Origin of the sequence: Haloarcula sp. Atlit-120R, assembly GCF_003665885.1 — an archaeon.
Lineage (GTDB): Archaea > Halobacteriota > Halobacteria > Halobacteriales > Haloarculaceae > Haloarcula > Haloarcula taiwanensis.
In genome coordinates, this window is sequence record NZ_QPLN01000004.1 from 236448 (window position 1) to 257993 (window position 21546).

17 protein-coding genes are annotated in these 21546 nt (G+C 64.9%); 12 read left to right on the forward strand and 5 right to left on the reverse strand.

The window, feature by feature from the left end:
• Nucleotides 1-60 precede the first annotated feature (60 nt).
• The 5 genes from DVK01_RS15625 (at nt 61) to DVK01_RS15645 (ending at nt 6330) form a co-directional block, all read left to right on the forward strand.
• Nucleotides 61-1095 carry an NAD(P)/FAD-dependent oxidoreductase gene (locus tag DVK01_RS15625; protein ID WP_121512262.1) on the forward strand — a complete coding sequence of 345 codons (1035 nt, stop codon included), beginning with the start codon at nt 61-63 and terminating at the stop codon, nt 1093-1095.
• Between the two features lie 36 nt (nt 1096-1131).
• A complete protein-coding gene (gene rqcH / locus DVK01_RS15630; protein ID WP_121537495.1) occupies nt 1132-3279 on the forward strand; it encodes a ribosome rescue protein RqcH in 2148 nt (715 codons plus the stop codon).
• A 45-nt stretch (nt 3280-3324) separates the two neighbouring features.
• Nucleotides 3325-4356 (forward strand): AIR synthase family protein, encoded by a 1032-nt coding sequence (locus tag DVK01_RS15635; RefSeq protein WP_101350123.1) that lies wholly within the window; start codon nt 3325-3327, stop codon nt 4354-4356.
• A gap of 144 nt (nt 4357-4500) precedes the next feature.
• Nucleotides 4501-5202 (forward strand): DUF4013 domain-containing protein, encoded by a 702-nt coding sequence (locus tag DVK01_RS15640; RefSeq protein WP_101351439.1) that lies wholly within the window; start codon nt 4501-4503, stop codon nt 5200-5202.
• 60 nt (nt 5203-5262) lie between these two features.
• Entirely contained in the window at nt 5263-6330 is a 1068-nt protein-coding gene (locus DVK01_RS15645; RefSeq protein ID WP_121512265.1) for an mRNA surveillance protein pelota, read from the forward strand.
• A gap of 323 nt (nt 6331-6653) precedes the next feature.
• Here the strand turns inward: DVK01_RS15645 and DVK01_RS15650 are convergent, their stop codons facing one another.
• Nucleotides 6654-7436 (reverse strand): winged helix-turn-helix domain-containing protein, encoded by a 783-nt coding sequence (locus DVK01_RS15650; protein WP_121512266.1) that lies wholly within the window; start codon nt 7434-7436, stop codon nt 6654-6656.
• A 128-nt stretch (nt 7437-7564) separates the two neighbouring features.
• On the opposite strand from DVK01_RS15650, the gene DVK01_RS15655 reads away from it, so the two are divergent.
• Nucleotides 7565-8227, forward strand: a complete 663-nt coding sequence (locus tag DVK01_RS15655; RefSeq protein ID WP_014040419.1) for an HAD family hydrolase — start codon at nt 7565-7567, stop codon at nt 8225-8227.
• 212 nt (nt 8228-8439) lie between these two features.
• Nucleotides 8440-9597: an ATP-binding protein gene (locus DVK01_RS15660; protein ID WP_121537497.1), complete on the forward strand. Its 1158-nt coding sequence runs from the start codon at nt 8440-8442 to the stop codon at nt 9595-9597.
• On the opposite strand, the gene DVK01_RS15665 is transcribed toward DVK01_RS15660, so the two are convergent.
• A complete protein-coding gene (locus tag DVK01_RS15665) occupies nt 9594-10346 on the reverse strand; it encodes an MBL fold metallo-hydrolase (RefSeq protein WP_121537499.1) in 753 nt (250 codons plus the stop codon). The two genes, DVK01_RS15660 and DVK01_RS15665, sit on opposite strands and share 4 nt — an antisense overlap.
• A gap of 283 nt (nt 10347-10629) precedes the next feature.
• On the opposite strand from DVK01_RS15665, the gene DVK01_RS15670 reads away from it, so the two are divergent.
• Nucleotides 10630-11244, forward strand: a complete 615-nt coding sequence (locus DVK01_RS15670; RefSeq protein ID WP_121512268.1) for a class I SAM-dependent methyltransferase — start codon at nt 10630-10632, stop codon at nt 11242-11244.
• A gap of 23 nt (nt 11245-11267) precedes the next feature.
• Here DVK01_RS15670 and DVK01_RS15675 read toward each other — a convergent pair whose 3' ends face one another.
• Nucleotides 11268-12101: a winged helix-turn-helix domain-containing protein gene (locus DVK01_RS15675; RefSeq protein ID WP_121537501.1), complete on the reverse strand. Its 834-nt coding sequence runs from the start codon at nt 12099-12101 to the stop codon at nt 11268-11270.
• 68 nt (nt 12102-12169) lie between these two features.
• Complete coding sequence (locus DVK01_RS15680; RefSeq protein WP_121537503.1) at nt 12170-13045, reverse strand: dihydrodipicolinate synthase family protein; 876 nt, start codon at nt 13043-13045, stop codon at nt 12170-12172.
• Nucleotides 13046-13142: 97 nt separating this feature from the next.
• On the opposite strand from DVK01_RS15680, the gene DVK01_RS15685 reads away from it, so the two are divergent.
• The 4 genes from DVK01_RS15685 (at nt 13143) to DVK01_RS15700 (ending at nt 18852) form a co-directional block, all read left to right on the forward strand.
• Nucleotides 13143-15893, forward strand: coding sequence for an ATP-dependent helicase (locus tag DVK01_RS15685; RefSeq protein ID WP_121537505.1), 2751 nt, complete (start codon nt 13143-13145; stop codon nt 15891-15893).
• 92 nt (nt 15894-15985) lie between these two features.
• Nucleotides 15986-16624: a carbonic anhydrase gene (locus DVK01_RS15690; RefSeq protein ID WP_121537507.1), complete on the forward strand. Its 639-nt coding sequence runs from the start codon at nt 15986-15988 to the stop codon at nt 16622-16624.
• A gap of 90 nt (nt 16625-16714) precedes the next feature.
• Nucleotides 16715-17176 carry a PH domain-containing protein gene (locus tag DVK01_RS15695; protein WP_121537509.1) on the forward strand — a complete coding sequence of 154 codons (462 nt, stop codon included), beginning with the start codon at nt 16715-16717 and terminating at the stop codon, nt 17174-17176.
• Nucleotides 17173-18852, forward strand: a complete 1680-nt coding sequence (locus DVK01_RS15700; RefSeq protein WP_121537511.1) for a PH domain-containing protein — start codon at nt 17173-17175, stop codon at nt 18850-18852. The genes DVK01_RS15695 and DVK01_RS15700 overlap by 4 nt, the downstream gene beginning before the upstream one ends.
• On the opposite strand, the gene DVK01_RS15705 is transcribed toward DVK01_RS15700, so the two are convergent.
• Complete coding sequence (locus DVK01_RS15705; protein ID WP_121537512.1) at nt 18853-21540, reverse strand: AAA domain-containing protein; 2688 nt, start codon at nt 21538-21540, stop codon at nt 18853-18855.
• Between the last annotated feature and the right edge of the window lie 6 nt (nt 21541-21546).

The window sequence follows — 21546 nt, forward strand, 5'->3', positions numbered from 1 at the left end:
GGCGGGCGGTCCGAACTGCTTGTGTGGTGGATTTTTACTCGTACCGTCCGACTGGTCAATATGGCTCGTGACCTCGCCGTCGTCGGTGCCGGCGCTGCCGGTGCGGCGGCAACGTACGCGCTCCACGACGCGGAAGTCGACGTAACAGTGTTCGAGAAGAGCCGCGGCGTCTGCGGGCGCGCTGCGACCCGGCGACAGGGCGACTGCACGTACGAGTACGGGGCGAACTATCTCAAGGCAGACGACGGCCGCGTGACGGAACTGGTCACGGAGACGCTCCCGACCGAGGGACTCGTTGATATCGAGGAACCGGTGTATGCGTTCGACAGGACCGGCGACATCGATGTCGGCCGGGACGCCGACGAACACAAGTGGACGTACGAGGCAGGCATTACACAGATTGCAAAACGGCTGTTCAACGAGACCGACGCCGAGATAGAGAACGGCGTTCGGGTCGAGCGTCTGGAGCGACAACGCGACGGCTGGCAGCTTGAGGACGACGACGGAGCGGACCTGGGGCATTTCGACGCCGCGCTGCTGACACCGCCAGCCCCACAGACGGCTGACCTGCTGGGGCAGTCGCGGTGGGACCACGACGACTGCCGGGAACTTCGGCAGGAGATCGCGTCGGTCCCCTACCGAACGGTCATCGCTGGGGTGTTGCACTATCCATTCGAACTCGACGTGCCGTGGTACGCCGCGGTCAACAGCGATAAGGACCACGACATCGGCTGGATCGGCCGCGAAGAGTGCAAGGACGGCCACGTCCCAGACGGCGAGTCTCTGCTGCTGGTCCAGATGAACGAGCCGTGGTCGATTGCGAACTACGACGAACACCCCGACTCGCTCGTCGACGACATCGCCGCGCGGACGGCGCGATTGCTCGGCGACGACCGGCTGGCCGACCCCGACTGGGCCGACCACCAGCACTGGCGTTACTCCCAGCCCGAGGGCGAAGTCGACCACGACCTGCTGTCGTGTGCCGCCGAGCACGACCTGCACTTTGCCGGGGACTGGGTGGCCGGCGAGGGTCGGCTCCACGCGGCCCTGCGGAACGGACTGGAGACGGGCGAGGCAATCGCCGACGGTGGGTAACGGAACGCCTTTGGGTGCCCGCCGACAGCCACCGACATGGACCACAAGCGGGAACTGACGAGCGTCGACCTCGCCGCCCTGGAGGGTGAACTCGCCGGCTACGAGGGCGCGAAGCTCGACAAGGCGTACCTCTACCCCGAGGACGACCTCGTCAGACTGAAGCTCCGGGACTTCGACCGCGGGCGCGTCGAGTTCCTCATCGAGGTCGGTGACGTCAAGCGCGCTCACGTTGCCGACCAGAGCCACGTCCCCGACGCGCCGGGTCGGCCACCGGACTTCGCCATGATGCTTCGGAACCGGCTTTCGGGGGCCGACCTCGTCCGCGTCGAGCAGTTCGAGTTCGACCGCATCATCGAACTGGAGTTCGACCGCGACGACGCCTCGACCACCATCGTCGCGGAGCTGTTCGGCGACGGGAACGTCGCCGTGCTGGACGAACACGGCGAGGTCATCGACTGTCTGGAGACGGTGCGGCTCAAGTCCCGAACCGTCGCGCCGGGGACGCCCTACGAGTTCCCGTCGGCGCGATTCAATCCGATGACCGTCGATTACGACGGCTTCGTCGCCCGTATCACGGAATCCGACGCCGACCTCGTCCGGACGCTGGCGACGCAACTGAACTTCGGCGGCCTCTACGGTGAGGAGCTGTGTACCCGCGCCGGCATCGACTACAACGTCGCCGTTGACGAACTCACCGAGTCCGACTTCCAGCGGCTGTACGAACTCGTCGACGAGATGGGGACGCGCCTGCGCGAGGGCAACGTCGACCCGCGGGTGTACTACGAGACGCTCGACGACGGTGCAGACAACGGAGGGTCCGGCGATGACCTGGACCGCAGGCGCGTCGACGTGACCCCGATTCCGCTGTCGGAGTACGAGGAACTGTACAGCGAATCCTTCACGGAGTTCAATCCCGCGCTGGACGACTACTTCTTCAATTTCCAGCGGGAGGAGGAAGTCGAGGGCGGCGAGACACAGCGTCCGGACTTCGAGGCCGAAATCGAGAAACAGAAGCGCATCATCCAGCAGCAGGAACAGGCCATCGAGGACTTCGAGGCCGACGCCGAGGCCGAACGGGAGAAGGCCGAACTGCTGTACGCCAACTACGACCTCGTCGACGACGTGCTCTCGACGGTCCGGGCCGCCCGCGAGGACGACGTGGCCTGGGACGACATCGAAGCGAAGTTCGACGAAGGGGCCGACCGCGGCATCGCGGCCGCGGAGGCGGTCGTCTCGCTGGACGGCAGCGAGGGGACGGTGACGCTCGACATCGACGGGACGCGGGTCACGGTCGACGCGTTCACTGGCGTCGAGAAGAACGCCGACGAACTGTACAAGGAGGCAAAACGCATCGAGGAGAAAAAGGAGGGTGCGCTGGCAGCTATCGAGAACACCCGCGAGGACCTCGAAGCGGTCAAGGAACGCCGGGACGAGTGGGAGGCCGACGACGGCGAAGACGACGGTGAGGAAGACGAGGGTGAGGACGAACCGACGGACTGGCTCTCGATGCAGTCCGTCCCCACTCGGTCGACCGAGCGCTGGTACGAGCAGTTCCGCTGGTTCCATACCTCGGACGGCTTCCTCGTCATCGGCGGCCGCGACGCGGACGACAACGAGGAACTCGTCCAGAAGTATCTGGAGGGCGGTGACAAGTTCTTCCACGCGCAGGCTCACGGCGGCCCGGTCACGGTTCTCAAGGCCACCGGCCCCAGCGAGCCGTCCAAGGAGGTGGATTTCCCGCAGTCGTCGCTGGACCAGGCCGCGCAGTTCGCCGTCTCTTATTCTTCGGTCTGGAAAGATGGGAAGTTCGCCGGCGACGTGTACATGGTCGACCCTGACCAGGTTTCGAAGACGCCCGAGAGCGGCGAGTACCTGGAGAAGGGCGGCTTCGCCGTCCGCGGCGACCGGACGTACTTCGAGTCCACGCCGGCCGGCATCGCTGTCGGCATCACCTGCGACGACGAGACGCGGGTCATCGGCGGCCCACCGGCGGCCATCGAGGGACAGGCTGCAACGAGTATCACCGTCGAGCCGGGTCAGTACGCCCAGAACGACATCGCCAAGCGACTCTATCGGGAGTTCAAGGACCGCTTCGCCGATGAGACGTTCGTCCGGAAGGTGGCCAGCCCGGACCAGATACAGGAGTTCCTGCCGCCCGGGGGCAGCCGAATGACTGAGGACTGACGATGTCGGAGCAGAGAGTACACCGCGTCGGAGGTGACTACCTGCATGAGTGACCTCGGGAAAATCGACCGCGAACTGTTCGATACCGTCATCTACCCGGAACTGGGCGCGGACCGAGAGGATGTGACGCTGGGGCCGACTCACGGCATTGACTTCGGCGTCATCGACGTTGACGGGAAGGCGCTGGTCACAGCTACCGACCCGCTCTCTGTCCTCCCCGGCTTGGGGTTCGAGCGGGCCGGTCGGTTCGCACTCGACGTGGTGCTGGCCGACGTGGCCGTCTCGGGCGTCCCGCCGTCACACCTCTCCGTGACGTTCACGCTCCCGCCCGAGATGACCGATGACGAACTGGCGGCGATGTGGCACGGCTTCGCCGGCCGGGCCGAGGAAGTCGGCGTAAGCGTCGTCACCGGCCACACCGCCCGGTATTCGGGCGTCGACTACTCCTGGGTCGGCGGCGCGACGGTACTCGGGGTGGGGTCCCACGACGACGTCGTCCGGCCCGACGGCGCGCGACCGGGCGACAAACTGGTCGTCGGCACCGGCCCCGCCGCGGAGGTCACGGGCCTGTTCGCCCGCCTCTTCCCGGCGCAGATCGGACTGTCGCCCGACCGAATCGCCACCGCACAGGAACGTCTGGCTGACACCGCACTCGTTGAGGACGCGATGGCCGCGGCCAGCGCCGGCAATGTGACGGCGATGCACGACGCCACTGAGGGCGGCATCGTCGGTGCGTTCATCGAGATGGCCGACGGTGCGGGCGTCCGCTTTGACGTGGACAGCGACGCGATGCCGGTCGCCGACGGCGTCGATGCCCTCTGTGACGCCCTCGACATCGACCCCTGGCACGTCAGCAGTTGCGGGACGCTGCTGGCCGCCGTCGACCCTGCGGACGCCGACAACGTTGTCAGCGCGCTCCGGGACCGGGGGACACCGGCCGCCGTCGTCGGCGAGGTGAGCGAGGGGACGGGGCTGTACGTCGACGGTACCCAGCGGTCCCATCCCGGAGCCGACCCCTCGTGGGAGGCGTTCGCGCGGCTGCAGGCGGCCGCGGACGGGGACCCCAACAGCCGCTGACTCTACCGCCGCGTTTACGAGTGTTAGCACTGCACACGTACTGGTATATATAGTTGTAAGTTGTATTATAATTTGATGTGACACCTCGTCGCGACTGACGTGGCACCGGCCACGCCGGCCAGGCTGATGTCACGGAGTACCATCATGTTCCAAGAAGCACTCTCGTATCCACGAGACAGTGACAGCGCAGTGAAAACCATCGCCATCGGGGGCGTGCTGCTGCTCCTGAGTTTCCTCGTCGTACCGGTGTTCTTCGTTCTCGGCTACATCACCCGGACGCTCCGGGCGGTGTTGAACGGCGAAACCGAGCCACCGGTGTTCGACGACTGGGGCGACCTCGGCATGGACGGCCTGAAGGTGTTCGTCATCGGATTCGCCTACTCACTCATCCCGGCGGCCATCGCTCTCGTGGCGGTGTTCACAAGCGGCGCGACGCTGGGGCTGGGCGGCAACGGGACCGGAAGCGGACTGGCCGTCGCCATCATCGTCCTCGTCGCAACGCTCGCGATGACTGTGCTATCGCTCGCCATCGCGTACGTACTCCCGGCCGCAATCGTTGCGTACGTCCGGACGGACGCCATTGCGGCGGCGTTCGCACCGGATGAAATCCGCCGGCTCGCGTTCAGTCGGACCTACGCTACCGGCTGGCTGGTCGCGTTCGGTATCAGTCTGCTCGCCGGCGTCATCATCGGCGCGCTGAACGCCGTCGTCATCGGCGCAGTGCTGGCTCCCTTCGTGACGTTCTACGCGAACGTGGCGGGGACCTACGCAGTCGGGACCGCCGTGCGAGACATGCCCGCCGTCGACGCTGGCGATGAGACGCCTGACGCACAGCCTGCGGCCTGACCCGGACCGTCGGCGCATCGAATGGCAGAACACTTGTGTCCCTGAAGCGGACGCTTCAGTATGCAAATACCGAGCCAGGAGACCACCGCGGAAGGGGCAGAACGCATCGAGGTGGTCCCAGAGACGCTGGATGATCTCTGGCATCTCTCGTATGTCATCGAGCCCGGGGATCTCGTCTCCGGCGACACGACGCGGCGCATTCAGCGCAACGACGACAACCTCCGGGACAAGGGCGGCGAGCGCGAACCGATGTGGATTCAGATCGAGGTCACCGACGTGGAGTTCGCGAAGTTTGCCAACCGGCTCCGCGTGGGCGGCGAAATCGTCGACTGCTCCCGCGAGGACCAGCTCGGTTTCCACCACACGCTCAACGTCGAGGAACACACCGAACTCACCGTCGAGAAACACCTCAAGCCCGACCAGGCCGACCGACTGGAGGAGGCCGTCGAAGCGACGGAGAATCCTGACGTTGCGATTGCAACTGTAGAGGAGGGCGAAGCACACGTCCACACCGTCGCCCAGTACGGCACCGAGGAGCGGGCGACCATCACCTCGACGACCGGAAAGGGGGAGTACGCCCGTCCACGGAAGGAACTGTTCGACGAGCTGGCGTCAGTCCTCAAACGGCAGGACGTGGACGCCTACATCCTTGCGGGTCCCGGCTTCACCAAACAGGACGCCCTGGACCACTTTCAGGACGAGATTCCCGATATCGCCGAACAGATTACCGTCGTAGACACGTCGGCCGTCGGCGACCGTGGTGTCCACGAGGTGCTCAAACGCGGTGCCGTTGAGGATGTCCAACAGCAGACCCGCATCGCCGAGGAGGCGGACTACATCGACGAACTGATGGAGCGCATCGGGTCGGGTTCGGAGGTGGCCTACGGCCCGGAGGAAGTCGCCAAGGCGGCCGACTACGGCGCTATCGAGACGCTGCTCGTGCTCGACGAGCGGCTCCGACTGGAGCGGGCCGGCGAGGGCGACTGGGACATCGACGTCGACCAGATCATCGAGACGACAGAGCAGAAAGGCGGCGACGTGACCGTCTTCTCCGCGGAGTTCGCGCCCGGCCAGCAGCTCTCGAACCTCGGTGGCATCGCCGCGCTACTTCGGTACCGACTCGATTGAGACCGCGTACCCACGATACCTGTATGTTATTTTTCATCTCGCCGGTGGTTCCCCCGAAACAGCTCTATTGAAATCCTATTGATTCGACATTATCGCTACCGAAACAATCGATAGGTGGGTGTGTATTGACCGAAACGGGATCAGAATTTCTCATCTGGTGACTATTTAAACAAGACCAGCAAACTGTGTGAGATATTTTGGTTATCACGAGAGGAATCAGTGCCCGACACAAAGAATCGTTCCTCACGCCGTCAGTTGGGCGTGTGAGCGTCTGGTACACGATCATGAAGTTCTTCGGGGCGAGACCTTGTCGGGGAGTTTCCTTAGCGCGGCGTGGCGGTCGCCTTGATTTCGTCGTACCTCTCCGCTGCCCACCGTCGGAGCTCCGATTGCGACGGTGCTGCTATTACCGAGTGGGTTCGCATTCGTTCGTCGAACGCTCCGAGTAGCACCGTCTCGTCGATAATCCCAAGTGCGTACTCCGGGACCGAACCCGACTCGTAGAGTGTGATGTTTTCAGACGCCCCAATTGCGTCGAGCGTCTCGTCGTAGTCAGGGCTCGCAGATTCGTACCCTGATGGAGGTGCGACGACCTCAAGTGTCAGATCCTCGTCGATACACTCCTGGAGTGTGTCGATGTAGAGCGGATTGATGGTCGGCACGAATCCCTTGACGCAGGCCGCACCCATCACGTTCCGGCGGACGTGGTAGAGCGGCTCGAACGGAGTATCGGTCGTCGATATTGTAATGTCGCACGACATGAGCGTGTCCGGACCGATTGGGAGTTCGGCCGGGAACCGCTCGAAGAAGGGGCCGACCGAGGCTCCAAGTTCGACCGTCGAAAGCGCGTTTCTGACCGCTTTGCACGCGATCTCTCCCGCTACGGTGACCTCGTATCGATTCTCCGTAACGACTTGGGAGATGTACCCCTGGTTCTCAAGGGCAGTAAGATTCCGCCGAAGCGTTGACCGTGGGAGGTCAAGTTCCTCTCCGAGTGTGTCAGACGACGCCGCACCCTCCGAAAGCGACCGCAGTAGTCGGTACCGATTCGGAGACGCGATCAAGAATTCAAGTCGTTCCAGCGCGGTCTCGCCAGAACGATTCATAGTCTATCACTACCGGTATGACACTTCTGCGTTTCGGTACGTCGTGTTCACCCCATGAGCAGTACTCACCCTCTGAACGTATCCCACCAGATAGCGTTATACATTTGATGTATCATATACTATTTAAGATGAGCTACGACGCGGTACTGTTCGACTGTGATGGTGTCATCGTAGAGATGCCCGACAGGACGGTTATGACGGAGGCGATGCGCCGTGTTCAGCGGCGGTTTGAACTGTCCGACCCGCCCGAACAGATGGTCGCCGACTTCTTCCGGGGCAATCTTTCGTCTATCACCGAGCGCTGCCGGTCGGCTGGAATCGAGCGCGATACCTTCTGCGCCGAGGCCGCCCGCGAAGGAGTTCGGGCGCAACTAACCGAGATCCGGTCGGGGCTCCGCTCAGTATATGATGACGTCGCCGCCGTTAAGAAGTTGAACTACCCGATGGGTGTAGTTAGCGACAACCACCCGCACGTACTCTCGTTCCTCCTGGGGCGGTTTGACCTGACCAGCTACTTCGAGACGGTGAGAGGCTGTCGGTTCACGCCGTCGGGGCTGGAACGTCAGAAGCCCAACCCGCATAACGTCCAGGCTGCGCTGGAAACGTTGGGTGCTGAGAGCGCTTTGTACGTCGGTGATCAGCAGATCGATGTCAAGGCGGCTGATAACGCCGGCATCGACTCTGTACTGCTACGACGTGAACGTCCGACTGAGAGTGGGATTGACGTTGCACCGACATACGAGGTGTCCTCACTCTGGCAACTCCACAACATCTTATCCCAGCGCGACTGATGCCGCTGGTCGGCTCCAACAGTCGTTCTATTGGCTGGTAACTACTCAACCAATCTTGACCATTCAGAGTGATCGATTAATGTTAGCTCTGTACTGAACGATTGAGCACGCAAAACTATCAACTGCTGAGGGTTTCAACAGAGCCCCCGAAACCGTTTTTTGCCCCGCTCACTATTGCTACGTAGTTCCAATGTCTGCGAGGAGTGGGTGATATGTCGTTCGAAGAACAACAGGACTTTGCCAGACAGGTCGCCGACCTGAACAAGTACGGGCAGGCGCTCAATCGGTGTGAGTCCGTCGACGAGGTCGTTTCCCTCACGCTCGAAGCGATGTCGCTGCTGTTCGAGTTCTCCTACTCTACGTTCGTCGAGGTTCGTGACGACGACCTCCGGGTCGTCCACAGCACGAACCCGAATCTCGTTCAGGGCGAGCCACCCAGTGACCTGGCTCGACGGGCGCAGGAGGCCGGCGAGACGCTCGTCGAACAGGGCGCTGACGCCGCTGTCACGGCCGACTCGGACGTGACGGGTGCGCTGGCTGTCCCGGCCCGGATGGGTGACGAGGTGACAGCGGTGTTGGTCACACGGTCACAAACCGTCGAGGAGTTCGGGGACGAGTACGTCAGACCGATGGAGATTCTCGCGACCCACGCCGCGACGGCCATCTCCAACATCCGTTCCCGTGAACGGCTAGAACGGGCACACCGGGACCTGGAACGGCGAAAGGAGATGATCGAGATGTACGACCGGCTTCTCCGCCACGACCTGGGCAACGACCTTCAGGTCATCGCCGGGTTCGCCGATGTCGTCGCGGGACAGGTCGACGGCCAGACGAAAGAGTACGCCGGCAAGATCCAGCGTGCGGCCGAGAGCGCCGCCGACCTCATCCAGCGCGTTGGCGACCTCGTCTCGACGCTTGAAGCACAAGACAATCCGGAGCCTCGGGACCTCGACACGGTCCTCGGGGAGACGGTCCGTGACATCGAGGCCAACTACGAGTCGCTGACCGTCGACTTCGATGCGGCCGAGTTCGACTATCAGGTGTACGGCGGTGACCTGCTCGATTCGGTGTTCACGAACATCATGTCCAACGCGGCGGTCCACAACGACGGTGAGATTCATGTGCGGGTCTCACCAGCCGAAGCCAGTCCGGACGAAGTCACCGTCTGTTTCGGCGACGACGGGGGCGGTGTCTCGCCGGACCTGCGTGAGGATATCTTCGAGATGGGTGTGAAAGGACAGGAGAGTCCGGGGACCGGCTTCGGGCTCGGCTTCGTTCGGGCGTTGACTGAATCCTACGGCGGCAGTGTCAGCGTGGCCGAAAGCGACGCTGGCGGGGCCGAGTTCCGCGTCACGCTCGAACGCGTCTAGCTGACTGTTATCGTCAGACCGTCCTCGGCGAACTGCACGTCGCCGTCGTAGCTGTCCGCTATCGACTCCAGCATCTCCTCGTGTCGTCCCTCCGTGTGTGGATACAGGTGGGTGAGGTACACACGCCCGACCTCGGCGTCGGCATCGCGGAGCGTCGCTCCGAGCGTCGTCGGCGTCGGGTGGTTCGATACGTCCACGTCGTCCGGGAACGAGCAGTCGTGGACGAGCACGGCCGAGCCATCGGCGAACTTGATGAGGTCCGTGAACGCCTCGGAGTCAGCGCCGAGCGTTATTGCCGGTCCGCCATCGACAGAGAGCCGGTAGGCGAAACACTGCATCGAGTGGCGCGTCTCGCAGGTGTCGCCGCTGAACCCCGCCAGTTCGAAAGGTCCGCCGTCGAGGTCCCTGAGCGTCAGGTCCAGCCGGTCCTGCATGTAGTCGTGTGTTTCGAGGAGGTCACGAACTAGGTCGCTTGTCCCCGGCGGCCCTGCGATAGTGAGGTCCGTCTCACCGGCCAGCCAGCGGGCCTTCATCAGCACGTCGAGGTCGGAAACGTGGTCCAGATGGTGATGTGTCAGCAAGACGGTGTCGACGCCTTCGTACCCCGCATCTGTTCGGGCCAGTGAGTGCAACACGCCGCTACCACAGTCGACGAGCAGCCGGTGTCCGCCGCGTTCCAGTAGATAGCCAGACTGCATTCGAGAGCCGGTCGGCATGGCGCTGCCGGTGCCGAGAAACGTGAGACGCATACCGGACGACAGCGAGCGAACAGACAAAGGGTTGGTGTCTGGGGGCACACGTCGGCAGGGGAACCACCAGGGAGCGTCAGCGGAGTGAGGGCGGTGGCCGTCGGCGGGGACGGGGTCAGGGCGGCCATGTGGGAAGGTCACCCGTCGACGGCGCAGTTCATGCTTCGGACGGGGATAGCAAAAGTTCACCCGTGGCTCAAAAACCATTTTAACCGAACCGCGCTTGCGGCAAACCCACGAAACGGAGCGGGAGACACTTGTGCGAGTACGCCGAGACGCGAGTATGAAGAAATCACTCGACGAACACGCCGAACGGTTCTCCGAACACGCCGACGCCTACGACGAGAACCAGGATTCAGCGGCGTATCGCGCCTGTGTCGACTTCGTTGTCGAGCACGCAGCCCCCGAAACTGACGACGTGGTGCTCGACCTCGGCACTGGCACCGGAGCCATCGCGTTCGCGCTCGCGCCCGACGCACGGGAGGTTATCGGCCGCGATATCAGCGACGGGATGCTGGACAAAGCGCGGGAGAAAGCTGAGGAGCGCGGCGTCGGGAACGTTTCCTTCGATGACGGTCGCTTCCGCGCGCCGAACGTCGACCGTTCAGTGGACGTCGTTACGTCGAACTTCGCGATGCACCACCTAGGCGACGACGAAAAACGCGAGGCTATCGACACCATCGCCGATTTGGGGCCACGGCGAATCGTCCTCGGGGACGTGATGCTGTTCGGCGACGACGACCCCGACGCCCCGTTCTACAGCCCCGAGGTTGACGACCCGGCGACGGTCGGCGTCCTCGCCGACGCCTTCACCGATGCTGGCTACGCGCTGACGGCCGTCGAGATGGTCACCGAGCAGGCTGGCGTGCTGGTCGCCGACCGACTCGATTCTGACTGAAGCGACTGGACCGCCAAACCGGCTCAGCGGTAGTTTCTGTACGCCCAGAACGAGACGTACAGCGTCAGGACCAGCAGCCCGCCGAGGAAGAAGGCCACGCCGGGCTCGATGTGGAAGCCGCCGCTACCGCTCGCGGCCTCGGTCGTCAGTTGTCGCGCCTCCTCGGTCATCGCTTGGACCGGGGTATCGGCTTCCGGGGCCGGAGTGCTCTCGGGGGCCGGCGTGGCTTCTGGTGTCTCCGTCGCTTCGGCTATCTGGAACCCACCGTCGTCCGACGCTGTCGGGGTCGGCGTAGATTCGGCCGACGCGGCTGTCCGGTTCGCCGCTTCGAGACTCTCAGCGTCCCCGCTACCTTGGGCACCGTCACCGCCGGCTCCCGCGTCCCCGCCGCCAGCCCCTGCACTCCCGAACTGAATCGGGAACTGTCCGAGCAGGAGTTGCAGCATGACGCTGGCCGCGGTGAGGATACCGATAACAGGGAGGACGCGGCGGACGAGCGACCGGAGGGACTGCTTGCGCTCCTGCGTGCCGACGAACAACACCAGCGGGTCCTCCGGCGGCTCGTACACCTTCATCTCCTGGCCCTTCTCTGAGTACTGGACCCCAGCGACGGCGATGAGTTCCTCGTCTTCCAGTTTCTCCAGATGATAGGAGACCTTCTGTATCGACATATCGAGCCGGTCTGCCAGTTCGGAGGGCGTGCCCGGCTCCTCGTAGACCGTGTTGAGTATCTCTCTGGCCGTTTCCGAAGAAAGGGCGTCGAGGACCGCCGAAACGTCTTCGTCGACCCCGACGACCTGAAGCTCCCCGTCCTGTGAGGTGCTCGTGTCGGGACCGCGGGAGGGCAGCAACGACATATATTCCGTTCACTGCCGCCCAGCGTAATGAATCTCGTGGAACCTCACAGACTCGTTTGAGTCTGAGGTCACTCCAGCCGCTCGGTCACCGACGCGACCGCCTCCGGCGACAGTGAGTCCCGGGGCGGTCGCACCGTCGCGTGGTCGATGACGCCGCGGTCGGCGAGCAGGGCTTTCACCGTGGGCGCGAAGCCGAACTCGGCACACGCCTCCGAAAGCGGTGAGAGGACATCCCGCTGGACCGCTCTGGCCTGTGGCACGTCGCCGCTCTCGATGGCGGTCCCCGCCCGCTCTAAGTCGTCGAACAGCAGGTGCGAGAGCGCGCTGACGCCGCCGTCCCCGCCCACCACGAGCGACGGGACGAACAGACCGTCGTGGCCCTGGTAGACGGTGAACTCGTCGGGCGTCTGATTCATGACTGCGGTGACGTAGGAAAGGTCACCCGAGGAGTCTTTGAGTCCGGCGACGGCGTCGGACTGAGCGAGCGCGGCGACCGTCTCGACGGACAGTTTCTGCCCGACGGCCCCGGGGATGTTGTAGAGGTAGACCGGCAGGGGAGCGTCGGCAAGCACCGCGTGGAAAAAGGCCTCGTTGCCCGCTGCGCTGGCCTGGCCGCCGTAGTACGACGGCACGACCAGCGTGCTGTCCGCGCCCTGCTCGGCTGCGAACGCCATCCGCTCGTCGACGGTCGCAACGTCCGTCGCCGCCGTCCCGACCATGACGTGGCAGTCGTCTGGCGCTGTGTCAGCCGCGGTTCTGACGACGGTCCGGTACTCGCCGGGCGAGAGCGTCTCGAACTCGCCGGTCGTCCCGCAGGGGACGATACCGTCGACGCCGGCCGCTGAGACGTGCCGGACCAGCGACTCCAGGCCCGCGATATCGAGGTCACCGTCGGCGTCGAATGGTGTCACTAGCGGCGTCAGTACGTCGAAGGATTCAGCCATGCCCTTGGTCAGACACGGTGGTCGCTTAGGCGTTTTCCCCGCCGATATGGCGGAACCGACTTGACGTGGCAGTCCTACTGACCGGTAAGAGCCGACAATGGGAGGACGCGAGCGTCTCGCAGCGACGGACCCGGACTTCGATCCGGACGCGGTCGACATCGACGACGCGGCGGTACTCGACCGCCTCGCGCCCGTCGTCCAGGAGTGGTGGGTCGAGCAGTTCGGCGAGTTCGTCCCCGGCAACGGCGGCTTCTTCACGCCGCCACAGAAGGAGGCCATCCCGCTCATCCACGAGGGCGAGAACGCCCTCATCTGCGCCCCGACGGGGAGCGGGAAGACCCTCGCGTCGTTTACCGGCATCATCAACGAACTGTTCGGGAAGGCCCGTGAAAACGAGCTTGCGAACTCCGTCTACTGCCTCTATGTCTCCCCGCTGAAGTCGCTGGCCAACGACATCCACCGGAACCTCGAACAGCCCCTCGACGGCATCACGGCCAAGCTCGACGACCGCGGCGAGGACGTGGAAATCCGCCACGCCATCCGCCACGGCGACACCAGCGACAGCGAGCGCCAGGCGATGCTGGAGACGACGCCCCACATCCTCAACACGACGCCGGAGACGCTGGCTATCCTGCTGAACTCCCCGAAATTCAAAAAGAAGCTCGAAACCATCGAGTACGTCATCGTCGACGAGATTCACAGCCTCGCGGAGAACAAGCGCGGAACCCACCTCTCCGTCTCGCTGGAACGATTAGAGGAAATGGTCGAGGAACCGCCGACCCGAATCGGCTGTTCGGCCACCGTCGAGCCACTGGACACTGTCGCGGAGTTTCTGGTCGGCCGCGAGGAGCCCGGCGGGGCCCCCCGCGACTACGAAATCGTCGACACGCGGTTCGCCCGTGATTTCGACATGGAGCTGTCCTGTCCGGCCGACGACCTCATCAACACGCCCCGTGACATCGTCACCGAGCGGTTCTACACGCAACTCCACGACCACATCCAGTCCCACACCAACACGCTCGTGTTCACAAACACGCGCTCGGGAGCCGAGCGTGTTCTCCATAATCTCCGCGAGAAGTTCGACGCCTACGACGAGTCGAACTCCGGCTGTCACCACGGCTCGCTCTCGAAGGAGAAGCGCCGGGACATCGAGGAGTCGCTGAAAGCCGGGACGCTGGACGTGGTGACCACGTCGACCAGTCTGGAGCTGGGCATCGACATGCCCCACATCGACCTCGTCGTGCAGGTCGGGTCGCCGAAGTCCGTCGCCGCGCTCCTCCAGCGCATCGGTCGCGCGGGCCACCAACTCGGCGAGACTGTCGAGGGCCGCGTCATCGCACTGGACCGCGACGAACTCGTCGAGTGTGCGGTGATGCTGGAGAAGGCCGAGCGGGGATTCGTCGACCGCGTGTTCATCCCCGAGAACGCACAGGACGTGGCGACACAGCACGTCTACGGCATGGCAATCAACGACGTTCGCCCCGAGGCGACGTTCAAGAGCGTCCTCCGGCGGGCCTACCCCTACCGGAACTACGGTGACGGTGACTGGGAGCAGTTGATGCGGTACATGACCGCCGACTATCCCGGGATGGAGGACAAGAACGTCTACGCCAAAATCTGGCGGGACACGAACGACCCGCCCGACGGGGAACACCACTACGAGGACTACGACGTGGGCGAGCACCTCATCGGCAAGCGCGGCCGGCTCGCGCGGGTCATCTACATGACCAACATCGGGACGATTCCGGACTCCTTTACCTGTGACGTGGTCACCCGGAGCGACGACAGCTGGGTCGGCCAACTCGACGAGTCGTACCTGGATACCTTAGAGAAAGGCGACGTGTTCGTGCTGGGCGGGGACAACTTCGAGTACCGGTATCGCCGCGGGTCGAAGGTGTACGTCGACCGGACCGCCGCGCGGCCGACGGTCCCGTCGTGGTTCTCCGAGCGGCTCCCCCTCTCGTATGACCTCGGCCGCGAGATACTCGACTTCCAGGGCCAACTGCTGGACCGGCTGGAAGACGGCGGGATGTCTGAGGTCCGCAACTGGCTCCGAGAGTTCCCCGTCGACGAGAATAGCGTACGGGCAATCGCTCGGATGTTCCGCGAGCAGGTGGCCTACGCCGGTCCAGAGAGCGTCGCCACGTCGGACCGGCTGGTCGTCGAGGAGACGCTGGACCACGACGAGTACGAACGCCACTACCACGTCCACTCGAACTACGGCCGGCGGTTCAACGACGGCTTCTCGCGGCTCCTGGCGTACCACATCGCGCAGGCGGCCAGCGCGAACGTCCAGGTCGCCGTCGCCCACAACGGCTTCACCCTCTCGATGCCGCTGAACCGCAAGGTCGACATCTCGCGCATCGTCCGGGACCTGGACCCGGAGACGGCACGGGAGGACCTGCGGGCCAGCCTCGACGGGACCGACCTCCTCCAGCGGTACTTCCGCATCAACGCCACGCGGTCGCTGATGATACTCAAACGCTACAAGGGCTACGAGAAGTCCGCAAGCGAACAGCAGGTCTCCTCGGAGATGCTGCTTGGGTTCGCCGAGGACCTGGGCGAGTTCGCCGTCGTCGAGGAGACCTACCGCGAGATTCTGGAGGACAAACTGAACATCGACGGCATCGAGTCCGTCCTCCGTGCGATACGGGCCGGCGACGTGGACGTGGTCCGGACCCGCGTCGACTCGCCGTCGCCGCGTGCCTTCGGCCTGGCGACGCTGATGGCAAGCGACGTGGTCCTCGCGGAGGACGAGTCGGCCGTCCTCCAGGAGTTCCACCAGCGAGTCCTGAACGAAATCGAGAACGGGGATGCCGACGACAGCGCGGTCGCCACTGATGACTGAACGGCTGGCACCGTTCGACTGTGTGCTTTCTGTCCGCTGGCCTGTTGTCGAGCAAGCAGTAAAGTCCACGGGGCACAAAGGCGTGTTCTGCAATGCCACACCACACACACGGGAGCGACGGCGCACACGAGCACGACGAGCCGGAAGCCGGCCACGTCCACGAATCGGTCGACGAGGGTGTCGACGCACGGGACGACTGGGCGCGGCGGCGTCGGAAGGGGATTCCGACAGACAAGCAGTTGCTCGTCGTCGCCTGCATGGACGAGCGCATCCCCGTCGAGGACGCGCTCGGCCTCTCGCTGGGCGACGCACAGATTTACCGCAACGCCGGCGGCAAGGTCACAGACGACGTGATCCGCTCGGCCGCGCTGACGACACAGTACTTCGATACGACCGAAATCATCGTCGTCAACCACACCGACTGTGGGATGATGAGCGCGTCCGACGAGGACGTGATCGAAGGGTTCGAGGCCGCGGTCGACGGCGACCTCGACGACGTCGACCTCGACCCGGCGCTGCCGGAGTTGAATATCGGCGACGCGTCACTCGCGGAGTGGGTCCGGATGACCGACGACATCGACGCGGCGTGTGCGGCACAGGTCGAATACCTCGAAAACCACGACTTGATTCCCGACGACGTGAGCGTGACCGGGTACGTCTACGAGGTCGAGAGCGGGCACCTCCGGCGGCCCGGCGAGCGGGTCGCGGAGCAGGTCAGCGAGCGCGTGTAGCCGACCGGCGTCGTCGCCGAGTGACTGTGCGGCCACCACCTCCGTCCCGGAGCCAAACCGTTAATCCGCGGGCGGGCCCTCGGATGAGACATGGAGTCGATTCATCCGCGGGTGAGACTGCTGTGGATTCTATCGACGGTTATTCAGGCGTCGGTGCTCGGCGTCATCGCATATCTCGTCGACCGGTTTGCTGTCCCACTGCCACAGACGGTCATCATCGGCGGCTGGGTCGTGCTCGTGGTTCTGGGTGTCGTCCACGCCGTCGCTGCCCACCGAATCTGGCGATTTGACCTGCAAGACGACGCACTGTTTCTCCTTCGCGGTGTCGTCACCCGGACCGACACGTCAGTCCCGTACGTCCGTGTTCAGCACGTCGATACCACGCGCGGTCCGGTCGAACGCGCTATCGGGCTAGCGAGTGTCGTCGTCTACACCGCCGGGACCCGCGGCGCGGACATCACTATTCCCGGGCTGCGGCCGGAACGGGCGACCGAACTCCGTGAACAGCTCCGTGACCTCGCGAACGAGAGCGAGGCGACGGACGCGGTATGAACCGGCTCCACCCGCGAAGTGCGGTCCTGCGCGTCGCCCGAGCGGCGCTGCAGGGCGGCTTCTTCGGCTTTTTCGGTGGGTCACTTGGGACCGGGATGCTCGGACTGCCGGCGTTTGCGGTTCCGCTGCTTGGCCTGTTCGGCGCGCTGGCATTCAGCGGCTACGCACTGGCGCGCTACCTCCGCTTTCGCTACGAACTTGACGGGGACACGCTCACCGTCGAATCCGGTGTCTTCGCCAGACAGTCCCGGCAGATTCCGCTCGGCCGCGTCCAGAACCTCGATGTCGAGCAGAACATCCTCAATCGCCTGCTCGGCCTCGCTATCGTCCGCTTCGAGACAGCCGGTGGCAGCGCGACGGAGGCCACCCTCGATGCAGTCGACGAGGCCGAAGTCAGACGCCTGCGGAACTACGTGCGGACCCACGACCGGGACGACGAAACTGCGGCGGCCACCTCCGATGCGGTGTCTAAGACTGCGACAGCTGTCCGGTCGGCTCACGCGGACCTCCCCGGCGTGACCGGCCCCACTCCGGCACGCGCGGGCGACGCCCAGACCGCGAATGAGCACGGGGACCCGGTTTCGACGTCGGAGGTGGAGGACCGCGACCAGCCGGACGGGTCGCTGTTGTTCGCCTTCGACCAGCGCGAACTCCTGACGTACGCCCTCGTCTCTGTTCGACCGGCCGCGCCGGTCCTCACGCTGGCGTCGCTCCCGCTGGGGATGGACATTGTCTGGGCCGTGCTGCGGTTCAATGCGACCCTCGTTGGAGCGTCGCTGAATGGGCCTGTCGTCCGCTGGCTAGCCGGCTCACCAGAAACAACGCGAGTTGGCATTTTCGCTGCGATTTCGCTCGCTCAGTTCTTCCTGCTCGCACTGGTCGTTAGCGTGGCGCTAACCGTCATCGAATACTACGGCTTCCAGCTCACGCAGGCTGACGGCGACCTCCGGTACGAGCGTGGACTCCTGCGCCGCTACAGCGGCAACATCCCACTGGAGAAGGTGCAGACGGTAACTATCCGCGAAAACGTCCTGATGCGGCGGTTCGGCTACGCGACGCTGGCCGTCGAGACGGCCGGCTACAGCGGCGGGAACCAGCAGTCGACGCAGGGTGTCGCCGTCCCGCTTGCACCACGCGAGGAGGTGTACGAACTGGCCCGTGACATCGAACCGTTCGGCGACCTTGACTTCGAGCGGTCGCCCAAACGCGCCCGACGGCGCTATCTCGCGCGCTTCTCGCTGGCCGCAGCCGGGCTCACCGCGGTCGCCTACGCCGTGGACGCGCTGGTGCTTGAAACGGGCTACTGGTGGCTCACAGCCCTCCTTTTCCTCACCGTTGTGCCGGCGGCCCACCTTCGCTGGCGACACCGCGGGTACGACCTGAGCGAGTCCGTGCTTGCGACTCGAAGCGGCTTCTGGCGGCGCACAACGCGTATCGTCCCGTACTACCGGCTCCAGACGGTGTTCGTCACGCGGTCGCCGTTCCAGCGTCGTCGCGACCTGGCGACTGTGGGGGCTGACACGGCGAGTTCGTCGAGCCTTCTCGGCGGCATCGCCCGCGTGTACGATATCGACGAGGACACTGCAACAGCGCTCAGAGAGACATTGCGAGAACGCCTCACCGCACACCTCGCGGGACTGCGGCTGGGCGATAGGGCCGGCGACACGGACGGGTAGTCAGCCCCGCGCCCATTCGACCATCCGACCGTACACCTCGTCGGTCGCCAGCGCGTCGCCGTCGCCGACGAGCACGAGCGCCTTCTTCGCCCGCGTGAGCGCGACGTTGATACGCCGGTAATCCTCGAAGACGGGGCTGTCGAGCGCTCCGGTGGCGACGAACGAGATGATGATGACTTCTTTGCTCGACCCCTGGAACCGGTCGACCGTGTCGACGGTCACGTCGGGTAGACGCTTCGATATCTCCGCGACCTGCGCGCGGTACGGGGCGATGACGCCGATATCGTCGGCTGCTACCCCAGCCGACCGGTACGACGCGACGATGTCGGCGATCCGGTCGGCCTCGGCGGGGTTGGTGTTGCCGACTTGGCTGCCGTCGGGGTCGACAAACGCCACGCGGTCCCGGAGCCGCTCGGGCAGGCTCGTGGTCGAGACGCCGTCGAGGTCATCGAGCCGCTGGGCCGCTACCTCGCCGGTCGCGGGCCGCAACTGCCCGTCGTAGAACTCTCGCGAGGCGAAGGCCTGAATGTGCTGGGCCATCCGGTACTGGCGGTCCAGCATGATGCCGGCCTCGGGGTGGGCCTCCATCAGGCGCTCGAACAGCGAGGTCGACAGCGTCTCGTCTTCCGACTGGACCACGGGCGGGAGCTGCTGGTGGTCGCCGACGAGCACGAACCGGCCGGCGAGCGTCGTCGCCGCGAGCGTCCCCGGCTCGGTCAGCTGGCCGGCTTCGTCGACGACGGCCACGTCGAACTCCTGGGTCTGGAGCGTGCTCCCGCCACAGGTGGCCGTCGTCGCCGCGACGACCTGTGCGGTCTGGAGCCGGCTCGCACACGCACCAGGGTCGCCGCTGGTCTCCAGCCGGTACTTCTGCATGTCCCCGCGGACACCGCTCTCCGTGCCGACGCGGACGATATCGGTGTACCCCTGGTCTTCTAGCGCCTCCAGCAGATTGTCCACGGCGCGGTTGGTAAAGGCAGAGAGCAGTACTCGGTCGCCGCGAGCAACCAGAGCCCGCACCATTCGGGCTAGCGTGTAGGTCTTGCCCGTCCCGGGCGGGCCGTGAACGAGCGCGAAGTCCTCCGCGCCGACCGCTAACTGGACGGCCTCGTTCTGGGCGTCGTTGTTGTCGATGAACGTCTCCTCGACGGTATTGAAGTCCGGCTCGCGCCGCCCGAACAGCACGTCCTTCTGCTCGGGCGACTGGAGGAGCACGGCGTCGTGGAGCGCGTTCTGGAGCCGGTCGGTCGTCAGCTCGGAGGGGTACACGTCCAGCCGCCGGAGGTCCAGTGGCTCGTCAGCCGTGACGACGATTTCTTCGCCGAGACGTTCTACGCGGGCCAGTTCAGCGTTGCCGGTCACCGGGTCGCCGTCGCTGGCGAGCACGAGATTTCCTTCGCGGATTTTCGAGACGGCCCCGGTCCCGGTCGCGCGGAGTTCCCACCGGCCGCCGTCGAGTTCCCGGCGGCCGGTCGGTTCGAGGTCGATGAGCGCGCGGTCGTTGTCGGCGCGCTCCTCGGGCGTCTGTTCCCAGAGCTTCGCGTACTCCCGATGGACGGACCGGCGCTCGGCCTCGATTGCCGCGTAGAACTGCTCGAAGTAGTCCAGTTCCTCGTCGGGCACCGCTCGGCCGACCTGTCCAGCCTTGGATTCCTGGTCGAGGCGGCCGGAGACGGCCATACAGGTGTCCTGCTCGAAGCAGTACTCGCATTTCGCGTTGGCCTCGTAGCCGGTCGGCACGCTACAGTCGTACTCCATCGCCGCAATCGCATTGCGCGTCCGGACGACGTAGTTCAGCAGCCCGCTCCCGATAGAGAACTCCTTGGCCGGTGAGAGGTCGCCGCTTTCCTCGGCGCGGTCCACGGCGGCGTTTTTGGTGTACAGGAGCGTGCCCGTATCCGGCGCGGCCTCGACGGCGCTGTCCGCGCCGGCCGTGCGCTCGCCGAGCATCAGCGCGTACGCGGTCGCCTGAATCTTGTCCTGGAATCGGGGCTCTCGCTTGGTGTTCTTGCCGGTCTTGAGTTCGACGGGCATCCCGCGCCGGACGGCATCGGCCCGCCCTTTCATGCCGAACCGCTCGGAGATGAGCGTCATCTCGGAGCGCCACTGGTCTGTTTCAGTTAGCGTCCCCTGCTGGAGCCAGCCCTGAATAGCTGCGGCGTGGTCACGCACGTCGCCGGCCACCTCGTCGGACTCTCGGCCCAGCAATCCGATATCCAGTCCGGCGGCGTCCACCTGCTCCTCGATAGCAGTGTCGAGGTCCCGGCCACGGAGCAGGTCGCCGAACACCTCGTGGACGACGGTCCCCTTCACCAGCGGATAGGCGTGGTCCGCGCCGTCGAGTTTCCGGAGGTAGTACATCCGCGGGCACTGCACCCACGCCCGGATGTCGGTCACGTCGACGAGGAAATCCGGCTGGACGACGAGGGTGGCGTCGCCGCCGACGGAGTACTGCTGCTCGCCCTGGTACTCCCGCTCGTCGGGGTTGTAGACGGCGATCTCCATGCCTGTCTCGATGACGGCGGCGTTCTCAGTCCACTTCCCCCAGAGCGTCACCGTCGTCGGCTCGCCGGCCCCGCGTTCAGGGCGGATGGTCACCTCACAGAGGTCGCTTTCCCCGTACTGGGTGGTCACCGTCTTCGGCTCCTCGATGTCGACGACGACGCCGCGAACGCGATCCGCGCTCACTGGCTG

Coding starts and splice junctions, on each gene's coding strand:
- DVK01_RS15655 (WP_014040419.1), top strand. CDS start 7,565: ATGAGCTACGACGCGGTACTGTTCGACTGTGATGGTGTCATCGTAGAG.
- DVK01_RS15665 (WP_121537499.1), bottom strand. CDS start 10,346: ATGCGTCTCACGTTTCTCGGCACCGGCAGCGCCATGCCGACCGGCTCT.
- DVK01_RS15670 (WP_121512268.1), top strand. CDS start 10,630: ATGAAGAAATCACTCGACGAACACGCCGAACGGTTCTCCGAACACGCC.
- DVK01_RS15640 (WP_101351439.1), top strand. CDS start 4,501: ATGTTCCAAGAAGCACTCTCGTATCCACGAGACAGTGACAGCGCAGTG.
- DVK01_RS15700 (WP_121537511.1), top strand. CDS start 17,173: ATGAACCGGCTCCACCCGCGAAGTGCGGTCCTGCGCGTCGCCCGAGCG.
- DVK01_RS15625 (WP_121512262.1), top strand. CDS start 61: ATGGCTCGTGACCTCGCCGTCGTCGGTGCCGGCGCTGCCGGTGCGGCG.
- rqcH (WP_121537495.1), top strand. CDS start 1,132: ATGGACCACAAGCGGGAACTGACGAGCGTCGACCTCGCCGCCCTGGAG.
- DVK01_RS15675 (WP_121537501.1), bottom strand. CDS start 12,101: ATGTCGTTGCTGCCCTCCCGCGGTCCCGACACGAGCACCTCACAGGAC.
- DVK01_RS15660 (WP_121537497.1), top strand. CDS start 8,440: ATGTCGTTCGAAGAACAACAGGACTTTGCCAGACAGGTCGCCGACCTG.
- DVK01_RS15695 (WP_121537509.1), top strand. CDS start 16,715: ATGGAGTCGATTCATCCGCGGGTGAGACTGCTGTGGATTCTATCGACG.
- DVK01_RS15685 (WP_121537505.1), top strand. CDS start 13,143: ATGGGAGGACGCGAGCGTCTCGCAGCGACGGACCCGGACTTCGATCCG.
- DVK01_RS15645 (WP_121512265.1), top strand. CDS start 5,263: ATGCAAATACCGAGCCAGGAGACCACCGCGGAAGGGGCAGAACGCATC.
- DVK01_RS15650 (WP_121512266.1), bottom strand. CDS start 7,436: ATGAATCGTTCTGGCGAGACCGCGCTGGAACGACTTGAATTCTTGATC.
- DVK01_RS15690 (WP_121537507.1), top strand. CDS start 15,986: ATGCCACACCACACACACGGGAGCGACGGCGCACACGAGCACGACGAG.
- DVK01_RS15680 (WP_121537503.1), bottom strand. CDS start 13,045: ATGGCTGAATCCTTCGACGTACTGACGCCGCTAGTGACACCATTCGAC.
- DVK01_RS15635 (WP_101350123.1), top strand. CDS start 3,325: ATGAGTGACCTCGGGAAAATCGACCGCGAACTGTTCGATACCGTCATC.